This is a genomic window from Bacillus sp. 3103sda1, from assembly GCF_024159135.1.
Taxonomy (GTDB): domain Bacteria; phylum Bacillota; class Bacilli; order Bacillales; family Bacillaceae_G; genus Bacillus_A; species Bacillus_A rhizoplanae.
The window spans coordinates 444,552-466,218 of sequence record NZ_JAMYWS010000001.1 but is presented as its reverse complement, the minus strand read 5'-3'; the positions used below and the strand labels follow the sequence as shown (position 1 = coordinate 466,218).

At 36.9% G+C, this 21,667-nt stretch carries 18 protein-coding genes and 1 pseudogene; 6 read left to right on the top strand and 13 right to left on the bottom strand.

The window, feature by feature from the left end:
- Positions 1-58: 58 nt before the first annotated feature.
- From NKR74_RS02335 to nagE, 4 genes are all read right to left on the bottom strand, one after another.
- The gene (locus NKR74_RS02335) at positions 59-709 is read right to left on the bottom strand and encodes a DsbA family oxidoreductase (protein ID WP_098306857.1); all 651 of its coding nucleotides are present in this window, start codon (positions 707-709) and stop codon (positions 59-61) included.
- Between the two features lie 93 nt (positions 710-802).
- Positions 803-1,615, bottom strand: a complete 813-nt coding sequence (locus NKR74_RS02330; RefSeq protein WP_253628517.1) for a sugar ABC transporter ATP-binding protein — start codon at positions 1,613-1,615, stop codon at positions 803-805.
- 106 nt (positions 1,616-1,721) lie between these two features.
- Complete coding sequence (locus NKR74_RS02325; RefSeq protein WP_253628516.1) at positions 1,722-2,876, bottom strand: serine hydrolase domain-containing protein; 1,155 nt, start codon at positions 2,874-2,876, stop codon at positions 1,722-1,724.
- Between the two features lie 282 nt (positions 2,877-3,158).
- On the bottom strand, positions 3,159-4,652 hold the full coding sequence (gene nagE / locus NKR74_RS02320) for an N-acetylglucosamine-specific PTS transporter subunit IIBC (RefSeq protein ID WP_253628515.1): 1,494 nt from the start codon (positions 4,650-4,652) through the stop codon (positions 3,159-3,161).
- Between the two features lie 344 nt (positions 4,653-4,996).
- Between nagE and glsA the strand changes: the two genes are divergently transcribed.
- Together glsA and NKR74_RS02310 are read left to right on the top strand one after the other, a co-directional pair.
- Positions 4,997-5,926: a glutaminase A gene (gene glsA, locus NKR74_RS02315; RefSeq protein WP_253628514.1), complete on the top strand. Its 930-nt coding sequence runs from the start codon at positions 4,997-4,999 to the stop codon at positions 5,924-5,926.
- A 450-nt stretch (positions 5,927-6,376) separates the two neighbouring features.
- A complete protein-coding gene (locus NKR74_RS02310) occupies positions 6,377-6,718 on the top strand; it encodes a DUF3969 family protein (RefSeq protein WP_098306847.1) in 342 nt (113 codons plus the stop codon).
- Positions 6,719-6,792: 74 nt separating this feature from the next.
- Here NKR74_RS02310 and NKR74_RS02305 read toward each other — a convergent pair whose 3' ends face one another.
- The 3 genes from NKR74_RS02305 to NKR74_RS02295 form a co-directional block, all read right to left on the bottom strand.
- On the bottom strand, positions 6,793-6,951 hold the full coding sequence (locus tag NKR74_RS02305; protein ID WP_020061179.1) for a hypothetical protein: 159 nt from the start codon (positions 6,949-6,951) through the stop codon (positions 6,793-6,795).
- Positions 6,952-7,107: 156 nt separating this feature from the next.
- Entirely contained in the window at positions 7,108-8,529 is a 1,422-nt protein-coding gene (locus NKR74_RS02300) for an amino acid permease (protein WP_253628513.1), read from the bottom strand.
- Between the two features lie 330 nt (positions 8,530-8,859).
- Entirely contained in the window at positions 8,860-9,114 is a 255-nt protein-coding gene (locus tag NKR74_RS02295; RefSeq protein ID WP_098306843.1) for a biotin/lipoyl-containing protein, read from the bottom strand.
- Positions 9,115-9,400: 286 nt separating this feature from the next.
- Here NKR74_RS02295 and NKR74_RS02290 point away from each other — a divergent pair, with 286 nt between their 5' ends.
- Positions 9,401-10,816: a sigma-54 interaction domain-containing protein gene (locus NKR74_RS02290; RefSeq protein ID WP_253628512.1), complete on the top strand. Its 1,416-nt coding sequence runs from the start codon at positions 9,401-9,403 to the stop codon at positions 10,814-10,816.
- Positions 10,817-10,903: 87 nt separating this feature from the next.
- Here the strand turns inward: NKR74_RS02290 and NKR74_RS02285 are convergent, their stop codons facing one another.
- On the bottom strand, positions 10,904-12,178 hold the full coding sequence (locus tag NKR74_RS02285; protein ID WP_253628511.1) for an acetylornithine deacetylase: 1,275 nt from the start codon (positions 12,176-12,178) through the stop codon (positions 10,904-10,906).
- 204 nt (positions 12,179-12,382) lie between these two features.
- Between NKR74_RS02285 and NKR74_RS02280 the strand changes: the two genes are divergently transcribed.
- The gene (locus tag NKR74_RS02280; RefSeq protein WP_253628510.1) at positions 12,383-13,168 is read left to right on the top strand and encodes a DUF4240 domain-containing protein; all 786 of its coding nucleotides are present in this window, start codon (positions 12,383-12,385) and stop codon (positions 13,166-13,168) included.
- Between the two features lie 278 nt (positions 13,169-13,446).
- Here NKR74_RS02280 and truA read toward each other — a convergent pair whose 3' ends face one another.
- Positions 13,447-14,184, bottom strand: coding sequence for a tRNA pseudouridine(38-40) synthase TruA (gene truA, locus NKR74_RS02275; RefSeq protein ID WP_098306837.1), 738 nt, complete (start codon positions 14,182-14,184; stop codon positions 13,447-13,449).
- A 283-nt stretch (positions 14,185-14,467) separates the two neighbouring features.
- Positions 14,468-15,310 carry a DnaD domain-containing protein gene (locus NKR74_RS02270; protein WP_253628509.1) on the bottom strand — a complete coding sequence of 281 codons (843 nt, stop codon included), beginning with the start codon at positions 15,308-15,310 and terminating at the stop codon, positions 14,468-14,470.
- Positions 15,311-15,684: 374 nt separating this feature from the next.
- Between NKR74_RS02270 and NKR74_RS02265 the strand changes: the two genes are divergently transcribed.
- A complete protein-coding gene (locus tag NKR74_RS02265; protein ID WP_253628508.1) occupies positions 15,685-17,148 on the top strand; it encodes a L,D-transpeptidase family protein in 1,464 nt (487 codons plus the stop codon).
- A gap of 371 nt (positions 17,149-17,519) precedes the next feature.
- On the opposite strand, the gene scpC is transcribed toward NKR74_RS02265, so the two are convergent.
- Both scpC and NKR74_RS02255 read right to left on the bottom strand, forming a co-directional pair.
- Positions 17,520-19,034, bottom strand: coding sequence for a succinyl-CoA:acetate CoA-transferase ScpC (gene scpC, locus NKR74_RS02260; RefSeq protein ID WP_253628507.1), 1,515 nt, complete (start codon positions 19,032-19,034; stop codon positions 17,520-17,522).
- A 127-nt stretch (positions 19,035-19,161) separates the two neighbouring features.
- A complete protein-coding gene (locus tag NKR74_RS02255) occupies positions 19,162-19,806 on the bottom strand; it encodes a LytTR family DNA-binding domain-containing protein (protein WP_098306827.1) in 645 nt (214 codons plus the stop codon).
- A 58-nt stretch (positions 19,807-19,864) separates the two neighbouring features.
- Here NKR74_RS02255 and NKR74_RS02250 point away from each other — a divergent pair.
- Positions 19,865-20,263: pseudogene (locus tag NKR74_RS02250) on the top strand (IS200/IS605 family accessory protein TnpB-related protein); the annotation flags it as partial.
- A 201-nt stretch (positions 20,264-20,464) separates the two neighbouring features.
- Here the strand turns inward: NKR74_RS02250 and NKR74_RS02245 are convergent.
- Positions 20,465-21,637, bottom strand: coding sequence for an MFS transporter (locus tag NKR74_RS02245; protein WP_098311043.1), 1,173 nt, complete (start codon positions 21,635-21,637; stop codon positions 20,465-20,467).
- Between the last annotated feature and the right edge of the window lie 30 nt (positions 21,638-21,667).

Here is a 21,667-nt window from a genome sequence, read left to right as displayed (position 1 = left end):
TCCGTGAGCCCGCCAATAAAGTAAAAGAGGCAGATGCACTACGTCATCTGCCTCTTTTTCACTCGCAACCCTCTATATTACATGTCATGCCATTTGAAAATGTTGCTTTTTCTTTTTTTAATTCCTGCTCGATTATAGCCTCTAATGCTTCTTTGTTACGTACACCTTGTACTACACTCTCGCCAATAACAAATGTCGGCACAGCTTGTACCCCTTGTTCGTAATAAGCATGATGTACAGCTTTTTGATGCGCTTCTTTATACGTACCATTCTCTAGTGCTTGACGAAATTCATTTTGATTTAATCCTAATTCTCCGGCGATTTCTACAAGTACATCCACTTCTCCTATATTCCGTTCCTCTTGGAAAAATGCAGTAAACACGCGGTGCTGATATTCATTTCCTTTTCCATTTTCTTTCGCATATTGATATCCTTCAAATGCAGTATGTGTATATGGATGTGGTGACAAACGAGGTAATTTTATATCAACACCCATTTGCTCTGCCCACGGTGCAATTGTACTTTGGAACATCCCTAACTTGTCTGGTTCATTCCATGGATCAATACGTTCCGCTGGATATGGACGTAATTCAAATGGCATCCATTCTACTTCTACATCTTTGCCTTGAATTGCTTCTTGTAATGGTTGTTCACCAATAAAACAAAATGGACAAACATAATCGGAATATACTTTTATTTGTAATGTCATTATTTTTACTCCTTTGTTTTCTGATTGTAACAATTATAGTTACAACAAGGATTTTCTGTCAACTAAAAAGTGTTTCCATTCAAAAGAAGACATCTAACGATTTTTCAAAGCTACTATTGCGGCTACCGCATAATACAAAGCTTTCTCATACTTTGAATGTTCCACAATTGATAAATTAACGAGCGAACCGCCGCTCGCAGAAAAATATTCAATTGCTTCTACTGGAATCGCATCTTCTTTTACTTCAATAAAACTGCCATCTTTCCAATGTCCCTTTTGGATATTCGCATACAAATCTCCAGTAATTTCGCCAATTTCTTCATCATGCTCAGACCGTAAAAGCCATTCCAGCTTTTTTAAACTCAACGTCTGTTTCAGTTCACAAATCTTATCTCCTGCTAGATCATGAAATGTATAAGAATAGTATGCTCTTTTTCTTACAATCAATATCTCTTCTCCCAGTTCGTTATACAAAATAAATCGCTTTTCATTCAATGATTTCAAGAAAAACGATATGAAAATTTTCCATATCTTTTGCATTTCTGTTTCATATTCTTCTCTTAAAACTCCAATTGTATTTCCATCCATTGAAAAATACGTAACTATAGTGGCTAAAGACATTTCTCTTCGTACAACAAACCGATGTTGATGCAGTAACGGCGATGTGCCTTTATTACAAATCATTGTCCCAATTCTCTTAGCTCTCTTTCTTTCTACAAAACTATAAATCATAAAAAGAAAAGCCATTATAATCATACTTATAAAAGTCATAGTACCTTTGTTCCACTGAAGATGCGGCGTCCGAATAAAATCAAGGATAAATGCTATAATAGCAACAAAAAATATAAAGAGAGAGAGAATAAATAGTCTTTTTCCATTCCGTTCATGATGATCATGGATCCCCATATACAACCCCGCTTTTTTACATTTTATTATCTCATTTAACCATTATTTTTCCAAACGAATCCCCGACTGAAAATATATAAAAAAAGCTATCTTATAAGATAGCCTTCTAACCTTCTACATGCCGAGTCATTGTATAAATATCATTACTTAATACACCAAACGATTTAATGTTATTTTGAATATTAGATAATAAAACCACATACGTACTTCCATTTTTACTAAAACTATTTAAACAATTCCATCCCGGCATAACGCCATGATTTGAATAACTACCAGGGTCCACATACCAACCAAAACCATAATCTTTTTTAAATGCTGTAAACATTTGATGATAGCTTTCATTTGAAATGAGCTTTCCCGTAAATAAAGCTTGATCAAATAAATATAAATCATATGCAGTCATGTATATATCACCGCATCCAAATAACTGTGACATACTTGGTAAAGCTGGTGTTGTCATCTTATTATCTACAATTTTATAGCCGGTAGAAGGATATTTTTCTTGTTGAAACTCGTCACCAAATCCGGAGTGCTTCATACCAGCTACTTCAAATATGTGCTTTTGAATATAATCCTCAAGAGATTCCCCACTCACTTTCTCTACAATATACGCAAGCACAGAATAGTTAGAATCGGAATATTTCCATTTCAATCCGGGAGGGAATGCCAACTTTTGATTTCCTATTCTTTTAATCAGTTCATCATGTGTGATGTTCTCTGATCCCTCTGGGTACTCTGGAATGCCTGATGTATGCGTAAGAAGATGTACTAATTTAATTTCTCCGCCTCTTGGGAAGTCAGGAATATATTTTGCCACAGTATCTTCTGTGTTTAATTTATTTTGTTCTTTCAATTGCATAATAGAAGTTGCGACAAAAGCTTTCGTAATTGATCCAATGTAATAGGATGTATCTGAATTATTAGAAATTTTTTCACCTTGATTAGCAAGTCCATATCCTTTATTCAAAAGAACTTTTCCATTCTTTACAACAACAGCTGTACCACTGAAGTTTTTACTCTTTATATACTCATCTAATTGAGCATTGTTATTGATTTCTTGCGGAGATTGCTCAGTTACCAATTCTTCTGAACGTTTCTCTACAGGTTCTGTCTTTACTTCTTTCGCTTCTTTCGCTGCTTGCAATGTTTCCTTTTCTTTATTGTTCGAAGTAATTTTCGTATACCCCCAATATACAAGGATGAATAACAGACTGAGAATAATCGTTCGCTTTATATATATAATCGGTCTGCGAGAGCTCATAACAATAAAAACCTACCTTTTCTCATAGTTGCTCATTTTACATCTTACTTTATCACGCAATGGGTGGTTTACCAACACCATGCACAAAAAATAAAAAAAGAGCATCTAAAATGCAAGATAGTCGTTACATTCGTAATGAAGTGAAACTTCCATCATTGTTTTTTTTCATCCTCCACCTATCTTCTTCGGATTCCTCACAATCTTGAGGGGGGTCTTACTGCCCACGGATAGCGGGATAAAAAAATCCCTCATTTTTATCAATGAGGGATTTCTTTTCATTATTTATACATGTTTTTTCATATCATCAGCAACAGACTCAACGTTTGTACCAACGATAACTTGTATACTTGTATCACTTAGTTTCATAACACCTTTTGCACCGGCACGTTTTAATGCTGGTTCATTTACTAAGTTTGCATCTTTTACTTGTAAACGAAGGCGAGTTGCACAGTTATCAATTACTATTAAGTTTTCTTTTCCGCCTAATGCTGCTACGTAAGTTTCACCGATAGACCCTGCAACTGGTGCTTCGCCTTCTTCTACTAACTCATCGTCATCTTCACGACCTGGAGTTTTTAAGTTAAATTTCTTAATTAGGAAATAGAACACGAAGAAGTAAATTGCTGCATAAATTAAACCAATTCCTGCTAATAATAACGGTTTTGTTGCAATACCGAAGTTTAAGAAGTAATCAATTGCACCGGCACTAAATGAGAAACCGTCATGAATGCCGAGTTGTGTTGTAACAAATAAAGAAATACCTGTTAATACAGCATGAATACCATATAATACTGGTGATAAGAACATGAATGAAAATTCAATCGGTTCTGTAATACCAGTTAAGAATGAAGTTAAAGCAAGACCACCTAACATACCCGCTACTGCTTTACGCTTTTCTGGTTTAGCTGCTGCAATCATCGCAAAACATGCTGCTGGTAAACCAAACATCATGATTGGGAAAAAGCCGGTCATGAACGTACCTGCAGTTGGATCTCCCGCAAAGAAACGAGCAATATCACCATGAACAATATCGCCTGCTGCATTTGTAAAATCGCCAAGCACAAACCAGAAATATGTGTTCATTACATGGTGTAAACCAATTGGAAGTAATAAACGATTTAATACTCCGAAAAGACCTGCACCAATCGCACCTAGATTAACGATACCGTGTGCCACTGCATCAATACCACTTTGAATCGTTGGCCAAATTTCTCCAAATACTAAACCTAATAAAAGCATAACTACAGCTGTAATAATTGGAACAAAACGTTTACCAGCAAAGAATCCTAACCATTCTGGTAATTTGATTTTATAAAATTTATTATATAGCAATCCTGCAACCACACCTGCAATAATACCACCTAAAATCGCCATATTAATTTTCGGTGCTAACGTTGCCGCCTTTGAAATCTTCCCTAAAGTATCTGCTACTTTAGACGGATCAACAGAACCAACTAAATGTTGCACACTTTGTAATTTATCGTTTAACTCTGCCGCCGAATACCCTTTACTTAAAGTATCAGTTGTATTTTTCAGAACAAGATAGCCAATTGCACCTGCAAGAGCTGCGGCACCGCTCCCATCAACAGACAAACCAACTGCAACACCAATCGCAAAAATAAGTGCTAAATTATCAAAGATTGCTGCACCGGCTTGTGCCATAACAGGAATATTAAATACGTCAGGCTGCCCTAAACGAAGCAAGAGCCCCGCTGCTGGCAATACTGCAATTGGAAGCATTAATGCTTTACCAATACGTTGTAAAAACTGCAACATCTGAATTCCTCCTATTCAAAAATATGAAAACGTTACCATTTGTAAATAAGTTTTAGAAAACGCTTTCTATTACAGAATCATAATAACATATAGTTGTATAGATGTGTAGTTATTATTTCAGGTTTTTTATGGATTTATTTCCCTTAACCCTGGTTGTTTGTAGGATTCATCCTTATTCTAATCACTAAAAAGCAAATTGATTAAAATTATCATTTTTATAAATAACGAAGCGTCCTCATGAATAGAAGTTTCATTTTATCATTCCTCATTTTCATGTTATTATTTATTTCCGCGCTTGTCGGGAAAGTTAAATTTAGTAACTAATATAATAGGAGTGGTTTATTATGCAGTGTATCGAGACTAGCAATTTACAACAGTTATTAGATCAAGTTCAGCCCTATACAAAACAAGGTAAGCTTGCAACATATATTCCCGAGCTAGGAAATGCAAATCCCGATGATTTAGGCATCGCAATTTACCATAAAGAAAGCCATTACGTTCATGCAGGAAAATCCCAGATACTCTTTACGCTTCAAAGTATTTCAAAAGTAATTACACTCGCACTTGCTCTTTTTGACCGCGGTGAAGAGTATGTATTTTCTAAAGTTGGCATGGAACCCACCGGTGATCCTTTTAATTCTATTATTAAATTAGAAACAACAAGTCCCTCTAAACCATTAAATCCAATGATTAATGCTGGGGCATTAGCTATCACAAGTATGATTGCAGGAGAGTGCAATGAAGAAAAAATGGAACGCATCCTTCACTTTGTCCGTGATATTACAGATAATCCTTCCATTAACTACTCTTCTAAAGTTGCCATCTCTGAATTAGAAACTGCCTATTTAAACCGCTCTCTTTGCTATTATATGAAGCAAAACAACATTATTGATGGTGATGTTGAAGAATTAATGGATCTATATACACGCCAATGTGCGATTGAAGTAAACTGCATCGACTTAGCCCGTATCGGACTTATCTTTGCGATGGATGGTTATGACCCATATCGCAACAAACAAATTATCCCAAAACACATTACAAAAATTTGTAAAACCTTCATGGTAACGTGTGGTATGTACAACGAATCTGGAGAATTTGCAATTCGCGTTGGAATTCCAGCAAAAAGCGGTGTAGCTGGTGGTATCTTTGGATGTGTCAAAGGTGAAATGGGTATTGGTATTTTCGGTCCTGCGCTAGATGAAAACGGTAATAGCCTTGCTGGATTTAAAATATTAGAGTTACTTTCTGAACAAGAAGGCTGGAGTATTTTCTAAAAAGCGTCTGAAATGGCGCTTTTTTCTGTATAATTTTGCATATTTCCTATACACCTGCGAATAGTATAGTACAACCTAGTGTTTTATCATATGAAACTTCCATGTAGGAAATACCTTTACACTAATCAAATCTTATGGAAAGTATCCGGCGAGCAAACAGGATAAAGTGAAACTTCCATCAGTGGGGGGCTTCATCCCCCACTGATGGTTGGTTGAACCAATCAGGCTTTTACGGGCAGTTGTCCCCCACCTATCTTCTTTAGAAAAGCGGAAGCGGCTCGCTCAGAATCGCAGGACGTTGGAGCCCCTGACAGAGAGGCGCTTTTTGCCTCGTCCGAGGGGGTGAAACGACCGGAGATTCTAGCCGCTAGAGCTGGACAATGCGTTTCTCTCTGCATCTTAAGGTGAGGGTCTTATTGCCCGTTAATGCGGGATAATAGGGAGGTGCCCATGAAACTCATCCTTCAAACAGAAGATCAGGCAGTTCTTGAGAAAACTATCCTTCTTTTTGTATTAAGCATCGTTGAAAGTTTAAAATTAAAAGTTGTTTCCCTTGATGAAGCCTATCGATACATATTTAATTTAGATGTACTGGAATTATTAATGGACCGAAGTATTGATGATAAAGTACTAGAAATTGTTCATTTCGGCATTGAATTAGAAGACATACAAAACTTAATCCCCGAAGATTTAGAACAAAATATCGAAGAGTTGAAATGGCGCTGTATTCAAGTGCTAAGTGACTATGAGATGTATGAGGAAACGGAGCAATTGATTGAAGATATTCGGTAAAGCGAAAATTCCAGTAAAATACTGCGCTCCTTCTCCACATGAAAGCAGGAAAAAAGCACCTCTTTAGGTGCTTTTTAATGTTTTTTTAAACTATTTTTATATGTTTCAATATTTACTGGTAGCTCTTCCTCTTCTAACGTATGTTCATTTACATCTTTATGAATGTAAGCACCCTTTGGAGGTTGATGATCGTGTCCTTTTTTCTTATGATCAAAAGATTTACCGCGTCCCATACTAACACCCCTTCCTTTGAATAAAGTCTATGTTAGTATAAATAAAAGATCGTCGACATATGCAATTGTTTGTTGCATTTCCAAGGAAATGATAGAAATTTGTTTGATCCCTCGCTTAACAAGCTGTGAGCCCCCACTGATTAAAGTTTCACTGTATTATAAACTTTGCGCTTCTGCCGTATTCGTCTCTTCAACCTGTTTCACTTTATTGTTCTTATTTTTAGAAAAATGGTAAAACAGTAAGCAAACAATCATAAATGGAATACCGCAATACAATGCCATACGTTGATCTGGAATAAAGGCCATACTCACAATTACAATCATATTTAATGTAAAAGCAAGAAGTGGAACAAACGGATATAACGGCGTTCTAAATTTCAAATCCTTAATATCCCCGCCTTGCTTTACATACGTTCTTCTCGCTAAAAGATTTGATAAAGCAATAGATGCCCAGACCAGTATTGCACCAAATCCTGCGATAGAAAGAAGCCATAAATAAACTGTATCTTCTGCATATATACCGCATAATAAAGAGAGACAACCAACAATGGTACTTGCAATTAATGCGTAAATTGGAACACCCTTTTTAGATAACTTACCAAAAATCGGACTAATCATTCCTTGGTTCGACATAGACCAAAGCATACGAGAAGTGGCATATAAACCAGAGTTTGCTACTGATAACACTGCTGTAATAATAACGAAATTCATAATATCTGCTGCATATGGAATACCAATTTTATCAAATACAACTACAAACGGACTTTCTACTAATCCCGCTTGTTCCCATGGGAATAAGCCAGCAAGTATAAATATAGAAAGTATAAAGAAAACTAATATACGCCAAACCGTATTATTAATTGCTTTTGGAATTGTTTTCTCTGGATTTTCACTCTCCCCAGCCGCAATACCAACTATTTCTGTTCCCTGGAAGGAAAAATTGACGGCAACCATTGTAACTAAAATAGCTGTCAGCCCATTTGGAAACAGTCCTCCGTGATCAGTAAAATTCGAAAGCATCGGGGCTGGTTCGTTTCCTTTCATATCTAAAAATCCAAACATAGCTGCCCCGCCTAAAATAATAAATGCAATAATCGTAATGACTTTAATGCTCGCAAACCAAAACTCAACCTCTGCAAAACTTCTTGAAGATAATGCATTAACAGCAAAAAGAAGTACTGCAAAAACTATGCACCAAATCCAAGATGGTACATCTGGAAACCAACGTTTCATTAAAATACTAACTGCAATCAGCTCAATCCCTATCGTAGCAGACCAGTTTAACCATGACATCCAACCTACTACATAACCTGCCGCAGGCGAAATATGCTTTGTAGCATACACTTGATAAGATCCTGCACTCGGCATGGAAACTGCTAATTCCCCGAGGCAGAGCATTGTTAAATACATAACAAAGCCTCCAACAAGATATGCGGCAATTGCCCCGCCTGGTCCAGCTTCATGAATAGTATAACCGGATCCTAAGAAAAGACCTGTACCAATAACCCCTCCAAGTGCAATCATAAATATGTGTCGACTTTTTAGCTCTCGCTTTAACTCCTGATTTTGCTTTTCCATATGAACCCCCCTTTAATTTTATCCCGCTATTCGCGGACAGTAAAACCCCCGCTGATGGAAGCCTCACTTTATAAGCACCCCAAAATGTAAACGCTTTACATTTAATATGAAAAATAAAAATGAATAAAGTGCATTTTTATTTCATCGTTACTATAGATTTGTAATAAGAGGGAGATTTTTCAAAAGAAAATCTCCCTATACAAGAAAATACCCAAAACACGATAGATTGTTCATACGAAAACTTTCTTATGCTTCACTTGGTAATGACATAAATTAAACAATTGTTTAAAAGAGCATTAGAAAACGGTACATAATCCAGAAGGCTTTGTATCAATCACTTCCTGTGATCAACAGATCATCCCTGACTGTTATTAATAATGTTTGATTTGTGATAGCTTGTCCTTCTTCTACTTCTAACAACTCCACATAGCCACTGATTCCCACTTTAATCTCTACTTTCTGTTTATCCATCGTTTCAATTAAAGCTAATTTCTCCCACTCATACACATAGGAACTTTCATTAATAAATAATTTTTCAACTTTACCATAACAAGGACTGTACACGTTTTCTATCACTGTTCTCATCTTTTAAACCCCTCTTTCTTATTAAGTGCAGATGTAACTCTTTCAACTTACCCCCCATCTCAAAATTTAAAGTATTCAACTACTATTAATGCAAGATATGTACCAACCTAATTTCTTACGTGGAATTAAGAGTTAGTACTGAAAAAATTTTAATACGCGCAAAATTTTTCTTCTCCTTTACAGATTTTTAACCCAAAAACGCAAATTTTTTTTGCATACTTACAATAATTTTATTAAAATTAAGAAAAATCAGTCTTCATAGGGTATAACAAGGAGAAGATGAAAGATGCATACAGAAGAAATTAATTTCAAAAAATTAGTCGAAATGAATATGCTATATGAAACCTTACTCAATGAAATTGATATTGGGATTCACATTATTAACGAAGAAGGCAAAACAATCATCTACAACCGCAAAATGATGGAAGTTGAATCAATGAATCATAAGGAGGTACTATATAAAAATCTTTTAGAGGTATTTGCATTTGAAGAAAATCAAAACAGTACTCTTATAGAAGCACTAAAACTAGGAAAAGCGAGAAAAAATATAAAGCAAACGTATTTTAATAATAAAGGACAAGAGATCACAACAATTAATGATACCTTTCCCATAGTAGAAAATGGAAAAATAAAGGGTGCCATTGAAATAGTAAAAGAGATTCCCCAGATAAGGCAAACAAGTAAAGCAAATGCCCTTCGAGGCCATAATACTAAATTTACCTTTAATCATATAATAGGTAATTCTAAAGCCATTCAATCGGTTATTATAGAAGCAAAAAGAGTAACACGCACCTCTTCCTCTATACTTATCGTGGGAGAAACGGGGACTGGAAAAGAATTATTTGCACAGAGTATTCATAATGAAAGTTATCGTGCAGGGAAGCCTTTTATCTCACAAAATTGTGCTGCTATACCTGAAACTCTAATGGAAAGTTTATTATTCGGCACAAACAAAGGGGCTTTTACAGGTGCAATAGATAAACCAGGTTTATTTGAAGAAGCACACGGGGGAACTTTATTATTAGATGAAATTAACTCATTAAGCCCAGCACTTCAAGCTAAATTGTTGCGTGCAATACAAGATAAAACAATACGAAGAATCGGAGGAACACAAGAAAAAGAAGTAGACGTTCGAATCATAGCAACTATTAATGAAGATCCAATTGAAGCCATTACACACAACCGCTTACGAAAAGACCTATATTACAGATTAAGCGTTGTTACTTTATTTCTTCCACCTTTAAGAAAACGAAAAGAAGACATCTTCCCCCTTCTTCATAGTTTTATTGAAAAATATAATATGCAATTTGGCTTAAAAGTAAAAGGGATTGCTGACAACGTAAGGGACTTTTTCTATAAACACGATTGGCCTGGAAATATAAGAGAATTAGAACATATAATTGAAGGATCCATGAATTTAATAGAAGATGAGGAAATGATTACAACATCCCATCTTCCAACACGTTTTTATGAGTTAACAAAAAATGAATTCAACATTCACCCTCCTCTAACTAGGTGGGAGACAGATAACTCAGATTCCACATCTAAAACTTTAAAGAACACAATAAATGAAATGGAAAAAGAATATATCATTCAAGTTCTTAACGAACATAACGGTAATATCTCACAAGCCGCAAAATACTTAGGATTAAGTAGGCAAAATCTACAGTATCGATTAAAAAAGTACGGGCTAAACACGTAAAGATTATCGCTCTATCATTAATCCATACGAGTTTCTATAAAGTTTCTATAAGTACAGCAAAAAAGGGCGTTCTTAAAGAACAGCCCTCTATTTTTTTGTATGACACCACTCATAAACAAATGACAGAATCACTTTTGTAAACTCAACAAGCTGTTCTATCTCAACCTTTTCATTTACTGAGTGCGCTTCTTCTAACGTGCCTGGCCCGTAAATCACTGCTGGAATGTTAAATTCACTAAACCATCCTCCATCAGTTACTGTTGCAGACATATCAAGAATGGCACTGCGGTGTAATGTTGATTCATGTACAGCAGCAAGTTGTCGTACCGCTGGATGATCTTGATCAACTTCTAATGAAGGAAAGATTTCACCACGATCCACAATCATAGATTCCCCGCCCCATTTAAATTGTGGTGGATTTTCACGCAACCATGGATCAGCTGCCGCAAGTCTGCCAATATAACCTTCAATCTCTTCAATCACTTGTTGATGTGTTTCATTTGGATAAAAGTGTACCGTAATCCATAATCGGCATTCATCCGCAATAAATGCTGCATGACGGCCGCCTTCAATGACAGCCGGATTAATTGTCGTTGTCCCTACTGGATAACCTTCATATGTTTTCATAATAGCCCAGTGACGTTCTAGCTCTTGCAACCCTTGCACAATTTTCATCATCTTTTCAATCGCACTCGCTCCAAACAAGCGACCGCCGGCATGAATCATTTGTCTGCGCGTTGCATCATGAAATGTTTGCGGGCTTTTCACAGTAATCCATCCTGTAATAACCCCGCCTTGGCCTTGCATATGTAAATCACTTGTATCCACAACAACTGCAAAATCAGCATTATATCCACGCTTGCAACATTGAAGCGTTCCTGCTTCTCCCACTTCTTCTCCAATTACCGATTGAAAAATCAAATCCCCAGGCAGTTCCATACCAGCTTCTTGCAAAAGCTGAATGGCAAATAGAGCTCCAGCTAGTCCACCTTTCATATCAGCAGCGCCGCGGCCAACAAGCCAACCATCTTTAATAAAAGGTTCAAACGGTCCAGTTTCCCATGGTTCATCTGCTGAAACTTCTGCTACATCCATATGACCATTAATAATTAAGCTTTTGTGCGAATCTCCTGCTGTACCCTGTTTCACTCCAACAATATTCGGATCATTCGGATACACATCCCATTTATCAATCTTAAAATCACGCTTCGTTAAAAAATCAGCGATAAATTGCTGTGCTTCATTCGTATTTCTTGCTGGTGGTGCAGGAGTTTCAAAACGGATTAATGTTTTTGCCAGTTCTACTATTTCATCTTTTCTTACATCAATTTGTTCTAGTAGCTGTGAAATCGTTTCATTCATTGCAAATTCCCCTTTGCATACCTAGTATATTCTTGCTCTTATTTTCACATAAAAAAGAGACTGTTTACAATGTTACAGTCTCTCATAAGCCACAAAATATATTTGTAAAGAACTTATTCTACAGAAACAATTCATACAAGAGAAGATTCTATCAAATATTTTTAATATATAATGAATGCAAAAGTAATTAAGGAGATAATGGCTATGCAAAAATTACTCATATATCAAGATAACTCCTCTCATAAATTTTGGAGAATCAACGTTACCGGAAACTGCTTTACCGTTACTTATGGAAAGATTGGAACCATTGGTGCTATTCAAAGTAAACAATTTGATTCACCTCAAAAATGTGAAAAAGAAGCTAATAAACTAATCAATTCAAAGTTAAAAAAGGGATATATAATTACAGACAATACTGAAGAAATAGTAAAAGAAAGTACGATAACAGAGGACACTTTCTGGAATTTACTAGATTCAGCGAAAAAGAAAGGTGATGATCCAGAAGAACAAGTCGAATGGCTAATTAATCACTTATCCAGAAAACCAATTAAAGATATTATTGAGTTTGACTTCATTCTTCAAAATTATCATCATTCTTCTTATACATCTGACTTATGGGCCGCTGCCTATATTATCATGGGTGGTTGCTCCGATGATTCGTTTGACTATTTTAGAGCATGGCTGATTTTTCAAGGAAAAGATATATTTAACGTTACCCTACGGGATCCACAGGCTATTATTCCAGCTTTACAATTGATAGAAGACGGAGAAGTCCCTGAATTGGAAGATCTGCTATTTGTAGCAAGTAGTGCATATGAAGAAAAGACGGGATTAGATGATGAACAATATAACAATCTATACTTGCAAACAAAAGACGGGCCATACAGTTTCCCAGACATCGAATTTGATTGGGATGAAAATGACGAAGAAGGATTAAAAAATAAATTCCCCAAATTGTGGGAGTTGTATGGTGATGAACCATTAGGATAGCAAAAAACAATAAAGTGAAACTTCCATCAGTGGTTTTTTTCATCCCCCACTGATGGTTAGTTAAACCAATCGGGCTTTTACGGGCAGCTATCCCCCACCTATCTTCTTCGCTTCTCTCTCAATCTTGAAGTGGGGGTCTTACTGCCCGTTAATGCGGGATAAAACTTGATTTGATTGAAGCATCCCTTGAATTGAAACGATAAAATCCCAGCAAGTAAAAAAGAAATTGACTTACCTTTTACCTGCTAGGATTTTTATTTTCTCTCTCATTATCTTAATTAAAAATCAACCTTCTCCAAATACAACCCACTTGCATCGGCAAGACAATTTATTTGGTTTCGTTGTTTTGCCTCTAAAATTTGCGGTATTGCTTCAGCATCTAGCTGGCCTAATCCAACTTCTATTAACGCTCCAACAATTTTCCTCACCATATTGTGAAGAAATCCGTTTCCGCTTACTCTAATTTGGATAAAGCCCTCGTCTTCAACGATATCAAGCATATATACTTCTCGAACCATAGACTTCTTCTTAGATTTAGCATTTGAAAAGGCAGTAAAATCATGTGAGCCGATTAAATATTGAGCTGCTTTTTTCATGCGTTCAATATTTAACTTTTTTCCAACGTGCATGCTGTATTTTCGCATGAATGGATTTGTATGTTCCTCATTCCAAATCTTATATAAATACGTTTTCGCTTTCGAGTTGTAGCGGGCATGGAAACGCTCCGGAACTAATTCCACATCAGTAATACTAATATCATTTGGTAAGTATTGATTTAAGTACTTTTTAACTTTAGGTTCCGCCAAATTCTCATCAATCGTAAAATTAGCTACTTGATTAAGAGCATGTACACCAGCATCCGTTCTGCTGCAGCCAATAATTTCGATTTCTCTTCCGAGCATTTCAGATAATACACTCTCTATTTTTCCTTGAATGGTATTATCATTATTGCCAAGACGCTGCCAGCCCTTATAGCGTGCACCATCATATTGAATCGTCAATTTATAATTGTTCATTGTATTCTCCTTACTTTAATTCGCTGAATAAAGTGAAACTTCCATCAGTGGGAAGTTTCTTCATCCCCAACCTACCTTCTTCGCTATTCTCTGAATCTTGAAGTGAGGGTCTTACTGCCCATTAATGGGGGATAAAACAAAATCTTAAGCATTCTATGATGTTTTTCGTTATCTTCTTTCCATAGTAACACAAGACAGCTACTTTAGTGTCTACTTGTGCCAATGTATTATGCGCGTAGCCTAAATCAACAGTGTATAATCTCCCTCTTCTCGTTCACGGACGCTACCCATGTTCCTGCCAGAACTTCTGCAGTTCTTCTTCAGACGGTACATTTTTCTCCCACTCTTCGCACTCCTCTAGAAGCTTCTCAGTCTCATGGACGACAGACGGTTCCTTCTTCCGAAACCTCACTGTGGCTTCCTCTACTTCACTAAACTTCGTATATACTTTTCCATACCAATCTCGTAAGATGCCCTTCACATAAGCAAGCGTCCGCTTGTTGTTTTCATGAGCAATCTGGAGTGCTTTTAATACAAGTTCATCTGACAGATCATCCATCCACGCATTCAGTTCCTCCGTCGTATACCGTGACAAGCTGCCAAAGTTTTGTTCATAAAACATGAATACATTGTCGCCCGAATCAATTTTTCCATCTACTTCACAGCTTTCGGCATCATCTTGAGGAGCAGCTTGAAACTCCTCAACCGGCATACCGAAATGCTCCAATAATAGCGGAATGCTCAACTCCTCTTCCAAGCATTTTTGAAGAAACATATGAATAAACTTTTTGCTTTTCACAGTCTTTAACTCACGCAACACGCATTTCTCAATGTTTGTGTTCGCAACTGGGTTATAACGCAACCAATTCTGGATATATAACTCCTTCGTTTCTGCATCATATAATATTTTTCCATAGTCGATGAACCGCTGCAGCAGCTTCTCGACAGTCTCTCTGTTATAGCCTGTTTCCATCTCCGCCAAACGCTTCGGTAACGAATAAATACCGCATTGCGTCGTTTTAGAGCATGTCAGCAAGTATATGTAAAAGTATCGCTCCTCCGGCGTTAAGTCCAATATAAAATCATCCTGCCAAAAATTCACCTGTACATTCCGGTATACTGCCATATGTATTCCTCCCATCTTTACCGCAAATATAAAATTGCTGTTTCCTTAATAGATATAAGGATGAGTGAGGAAATTTGGTAGTTTTATTTTATAAAAAATTACTACTACGGTTTTATTGCTTTCGGGGTGATTCTTGTAGTAGTAGTGTTTTTTATTTTGTTTTTGTAATGATTTATTACTTGCAAGGGGCTTGGGATGGGCTTACAAGGGGTTTGTAAGGGGCTATTCATTGTGAGTCGAAAGAATTTGGCTATCATTACTATAAAACATGGTAAAAAATAGTGAAAATTTAAGAATAATAAGGTAAACTAATCAATGGTCTTATTTTACTAGTTTAAAGTCAATTGACGTTGATGTATGCGGAGGAAAGATTTATGAACAACAACACGCTAAATGAATCAGTTGAAGAAATTGATAAAAAACGAAGTGATAAAAAACGGGTAAACTCAATCAAGTGGTTTAAAAATTGGAAGTTTATCACAGCGGGTGGCGCTGTTATAATTGCACTTCTAATTGGGGGAATGAGTTATTATCAGGCAACCCGTTTCAATTCACATGTTACGATTAATGACACAAACGTCGGCGGTCTGACTGCTGATCAGGCAATAAAGAAATTACAAACATCTGTATTAAAAAACGAAGTCTATGTTGATCAACAACAAATTTTAGATGAAGAAGATACACAAATAGGATTTACGGATGAAGATTTGCCTAAAGTTAAGAAATTACTAAAAAGCCAGTGGACATTTTTCCCTTCCTCAAAGGAAAAAAATTATTGGCTGATACCCGAAAAGGCGGATCAATATCGAAGCGAAACGATGAAAAAACTTGTAGAAGAAAAGCTCTTATCTATGAATAAAGATTTAAAAGCGCCTCAAGATGCTATGGCGAAGTTGGAGCAGGGCAAAGTTGTTATCTCAAAAAGCATTGACGGAAAACAGTATGATGTCGCTAATCTATTGAAGGATTACGACAAGCAGAAGTATAAAAGTGAAATCCATTTGAATCCTGTATACATACAGCCTATTAAAGAAAACAATCCGATTGTAAAAAAAGAGGAGAAATCGCTACAGGATCTTCTTCAACAAACCATTGATTATAAGGTACAAAATGAAGTTTACTCTTTAACAGCTAAAGATCTAATTAAAAATGCCTCTATGTCAAAGGATATGAAGGTTACAATCGATGCGAGTGACATTAAAAACAAAATTACTGAAATTAATAAATCTCAAGCAACATTAAATAAAAACTTCACATTTACAACCCATTCTGGTTCGGTCATATCAGTAAAAGGACAAGGCTATGGCTGGGCAATAGATGTTGAAAAAGAAGCAAAACGAATCCAAGAAGCCTTCGAAAAAGGGGAGAAATCGCTTTCTGCTTCTAATATTTACGGAAATGGCTGGGAAAATAAAGGCATCGGTTATGAAACAACAGCCAATAATGGTATTGGAGACACGTATGCTGAAGTGTCAATTGCAGAACAGCAAATTTGGATTTATAAAAATGGACAATTGGCAGTTACAACGAATGTAGTGACTGGTAAACATAGTACCAATGAAGATACATCACCAGGAGTGTGGTATATCCTCTATAAACGATCACCGTACACACTCAAAGGCAGCGCAGTAGGTAAACCTGATTATTCCGTTAAGGTAAATTACTGGGCTCCGTTCACAAACAGCGGACAAGGGTTCCACGATGCCGGCTGGCGAACAAACTGGGCAAATAATGCCTATTTAACGGGAGGTTCGGGCGGATGTGTCAATCTCCCTCCTAGTGTTGCGAAAACTGTGTATGATAATCTCAGTACTTATGAACCGGTTATTGTGTACTAGCGAATAGCAGTCTCTCATGAAGTGAGGCATGTATCCAGAACTGAAAAAGTATTTTCTTTATAAAAAAAAGAAGCAGGCAATCGCAAGTGATTGTCTGCTTCTTTTTTTTATGTATGATACGTCCTTCTCATGTGCAGGTGGAGAAACAGTTATATGCTTATATTCACTTGCAACAAAAACTCCATTTACTTATGGTACAGTTCACCGTTATGAATCTATATGAGGTAAATTTCTAGGTGATTGAACTCTACTGGGCTTACCACCACGACTCTTCATGATATTTTTTGCTTTCTTCGTATTTAAGTAATGCAAATATAGTGATTCGTTGGATATACCATAAAAAAATTTAAGCGGTTACTTGTGATACGTACCTATACGCTTTCTACTGCCGCTTCAAGCATTGTTCCATTTTTAGCATAATTCGTATGCCAAGAAAAAGCTTTTTCTAAAACATGAGGAGTTTGTCCACCCCTTGTTTGTGCTTCTTCGTAATAAGCTCGTAGCTGGTCACGATACATTGGATGTGCGCAATTCTCAATAATCAGTTCCACTCTTTCCCTTGGCGCCAGTCCCCTTAAGTCAGCATATCCCTGTTCAGTGACAATCACATCTACATCGTGTTCAGTATGGTCTACATGAGAGACGAAAGGAACGATGCTTGAAATGTTACCGCCTTTCGCAATGGATTTAGTAACAAAGATAGCTAGGCGTGCATTTCTTGCAAAATCACCAGAACCACCAATGCCGTTCATCATCTTTGTACCTAAAACGTGAGTAGAGTTGACATTTCCGTATATATCTAATTCTAAAGCAGTATTAATCGAGATTAATCCAAGGCGGCGAATGATTTCAGGATGATTAGAAATCTCTTGCGGGCGCATCATTAATTTATCGCGATATTTTTCAAAGTTGGAAAATACCTGTTGCATTTTCTCTTCGGAAAGCGTGATGGAGCAGCAGGAAGCAAAATGGACTTTCCCAGCATCCATAAGATCAAAGACCGCATCCTGTAATACCTCAGAATACACTTCTAAATCTTCAAACTCCGAATCTAACATTCCATGCAGCACTGCATTGGCCACTGAACCAATTCCCGATTGTAATGGTGCTAAACGATTTGTTAATCTGCCTACTTTTACTTCTTTTCGAAGGAACTCTATTAAATGCTGTGCCATGATAACCGTTTCTTCATCTGGAGGAACAATCGTCGATGGCGAATCAAGTTGGTTCGTAAACACAATACCCTTCACTTTTTCAACATCAATTGGAATGCCGATAGTTCCAATTCGATCATCCGATTTAACGAGCGGAATTGGAGGCCTTGCCCCTTGTTTTCCTGGTTCATATAAATCATGCAGCCCCTCTAGTTGTGTAGATTGAGCCATATTAATTTCAATAATAATGGACTTGGCATTTAGGGAAAACGCTAAGGAATTTCCAATTGAAGTGGTTGGAATAATCATTCCGTCCTCAGTTATCGCAACCGCTTCTAAAATAGCGACATCTATATCCATAACGTCGGCACGGAGTAGCTCTGCTGTATGAGACAAGTGCTGATCCACAAATAAAAAGTCTCCTTTATTAATTCCTTTTCGCATGGTCGCATCGGCTTGGAAGGGCAATCTTTTTCCTAAAATTCCTGCTTCAGCAAATAATTTATCTACATCCGAACCTAAGGAAGCTCCAGTATAAACATTTACTTTAAAAGATTCATCATGCTTAACGCGGTTCACCAGCGCAAATGGGACTGCCTTCACATCACCTGCACGTGTAAATCCACTTAAGCCTAAAGTCATTCCATTTTGAATCCAGGAAGCCGCTTCTTCAGGTGTAACTACCCGGTCCTTTAGACGTTGGTCCCTGATTCTCTCCAAATTATTCTCCATAAGTAATCCCTCTCTTAATGAATATTCATAATTATTTTACACATTAACACTATCAAAATAGGGATTTTGGTATACGATACCGAAAATTCAGATAAAATAGCAAATCTAGGCTCTAGAGCAGAGAAATCTAGAATCCTAGAAGCTTCCGAAAATAACTGGCGTATGATTGACTAACTGGTACCCTCTCACCATTATCCATCGAAAGTAAAAAGGTAGAATGGGTATCAGGATAAATCGCTTTAATATGATTAACATTTACAATAAATGAGCGGTGGCATCTAATAAACGAATCCTTCGGAAGCAAGTATTCGAATTCTTGCAGAGAGTATTTATGCGTTCCTGATAACTCTTCGGAATTCACATACGTCTTTTTATCTTTAGCCTCTAAATAAATGACCTTTGAAAAAGGAATCGGAATCCAGCCGTCCGTTGTTTTTAAGGTAACGACCGATTTTCCATCCGTTAAAGCTGGATAAATTGCCGTCACGCAACCCTCAAGTTTTCCATTATTTAAAAATGGTACGGCCATTCCATGATAAGGAATACCAAAAACATCCCGATTAATAAACTCAGAAACCTTTTGCTTCGTCACGATTGCTTTATGGGCAATCGTCCCTTCCTTTATAGGGTCCCCGACGCTAATTTTTAAATCAATTCGTTTACTTGGCCGATAGTATATATATTCTTTTGTATTAGAAACAGCAATTGAAATTTCATCTGAAAATACTTCACCAATAACATCTAGTAGTAAGCCTAAGGTTATATCTTCCATACTATTAACACCTCATTTACTATTATACTACTTAACACCAAACTGTACTGATTCTGATGGGAAAAATACATCATGGAAACAAAACAGTGATATGGGAAAAAGACAGAATCAATCCTTTTGCCATATCCCACACAATCTCCTCATTGAAATGATCATCTATAAAGCAAAACGAAAAGGCATTCCTGTACAAGTCGTGGAAGAATCGTATACAAGCAAGGCATCCTTTCTAGACAGTGATGCGATCCCCACTTACGGTGAGGAAGACATTCCTGTATTCAGTGGAAAACGGATCAAACGTGGATTATATCGTACGAAAGAGAATAAACTACTGAACGCAGATGTGAATGGTTCCTATAACATCTTAAAAAAAGCAGTTCCAAAGGCGTTTGCCGATGGAATAGAGGGGTTGTGCCATCAGGCAGCTGTGTCAACTCCACTCGTGTTAAGCATCTTTTGAAGATGATACACGAGAAACCCCCACTTCAAGATCCGAAGGAGATAAGTGGCGGGAGTTTTCATAATAACCCAGTATTACCTAATAATGCTCTACGATGATCTTAAGTATTAGGAAAAACGAAAATATGCCGCTGCTTGAATATCCGAAGATTTGTGCGGCATATAAGATCGATTTAGCTTCGTATAGTCTTAAATAAACAAACTAAATAAAAACTGCTGCTTTCTTTTTATATTCCAAATTTCGATAAACAAGTGCAAGCAGCATCGACGGTATGGTACAAACAATCATCCCGATAAAGGCGTATCTTGGCTCGATTTCGTATAAATAACCGCCAAACATCGTGAACACCGCAGTACTCCAGCTAAGTGCCAGTGCTGAATACATGCCTTGTGCTTTTGGAATCTGCGCATGTGGAATATTTTTGATTAAATATTTCATAAAGGCATAATGCCCCATTGCAAATGAGCATGCATGCAATGTTTGTGCGATACAGAAAACAATAACATTTGGAAAGGCAAATACTAATATCCAACGTACGGATGAACCAAGTGCCGCTAGCGTCAGTAAGGAGCCTACTGAAAATTTATGAAAGCTCTGATCTGCGATTGAGAAGAAAATGATTTCTGCGATCACGGCAATGTTAATAATTAACCCAATTAAATATTTGGGTGCGTGAATATCTTGTAAAAAAATATAGCCATAGCTGTAATAAGAAGCGTGTGCCGCTTGCAGTAAAATCACAATGACGAGCACCAAACCAAAGTGTTTGATGCGAAATAATTCCAGCATACCGCCTTTTTTTGTTTGATCCTCTTGCGGTTTTTTAGATAAAACAACGGGTGCACGCATAAAACCAAGACACACGAATACCAATGTGCCGAGTAACAGTGCCCATAAAATCACTTCATCCCCAAACGCCCCTGTAAAGATGGTTAAGATCATACCTGCCACGACAAATCCAATGGATCCCCACGAGCGGCTCTTCCCATAATGTCTTAATTGATTACTTTGCGCAAGTACGCCAGCTGCGCTATCTAAAGCAGGCATCAGCGCTGGGTAAATAAAATTCAAAAGTAACGTTACCAAAAGTAAGCTAACAAAGGAACTCGCTGGAATACAACACAGGATAGCAATTAGTGTGCCGATTGCCATCCCATTTAATAAGATTTTACTACTAAATTTCCTCGATAAATAAGGAAATGCAATTAATGTAGAAAGGCCTCTTGCAACCAAACCTAAGCTCATAATCAAACTAGTTTGTGAAAGAGTAAGCCCTTTTGTATGAATCATCCATCCTGTCCAATAGGGTAGAAAAATGCCCCATGTCATATAAAAACTAAAAAACTGTCTACTCATCCAGCGTTGTGTGTTCATTCTGTATCCCCCTCATTGTTTGCATGATAA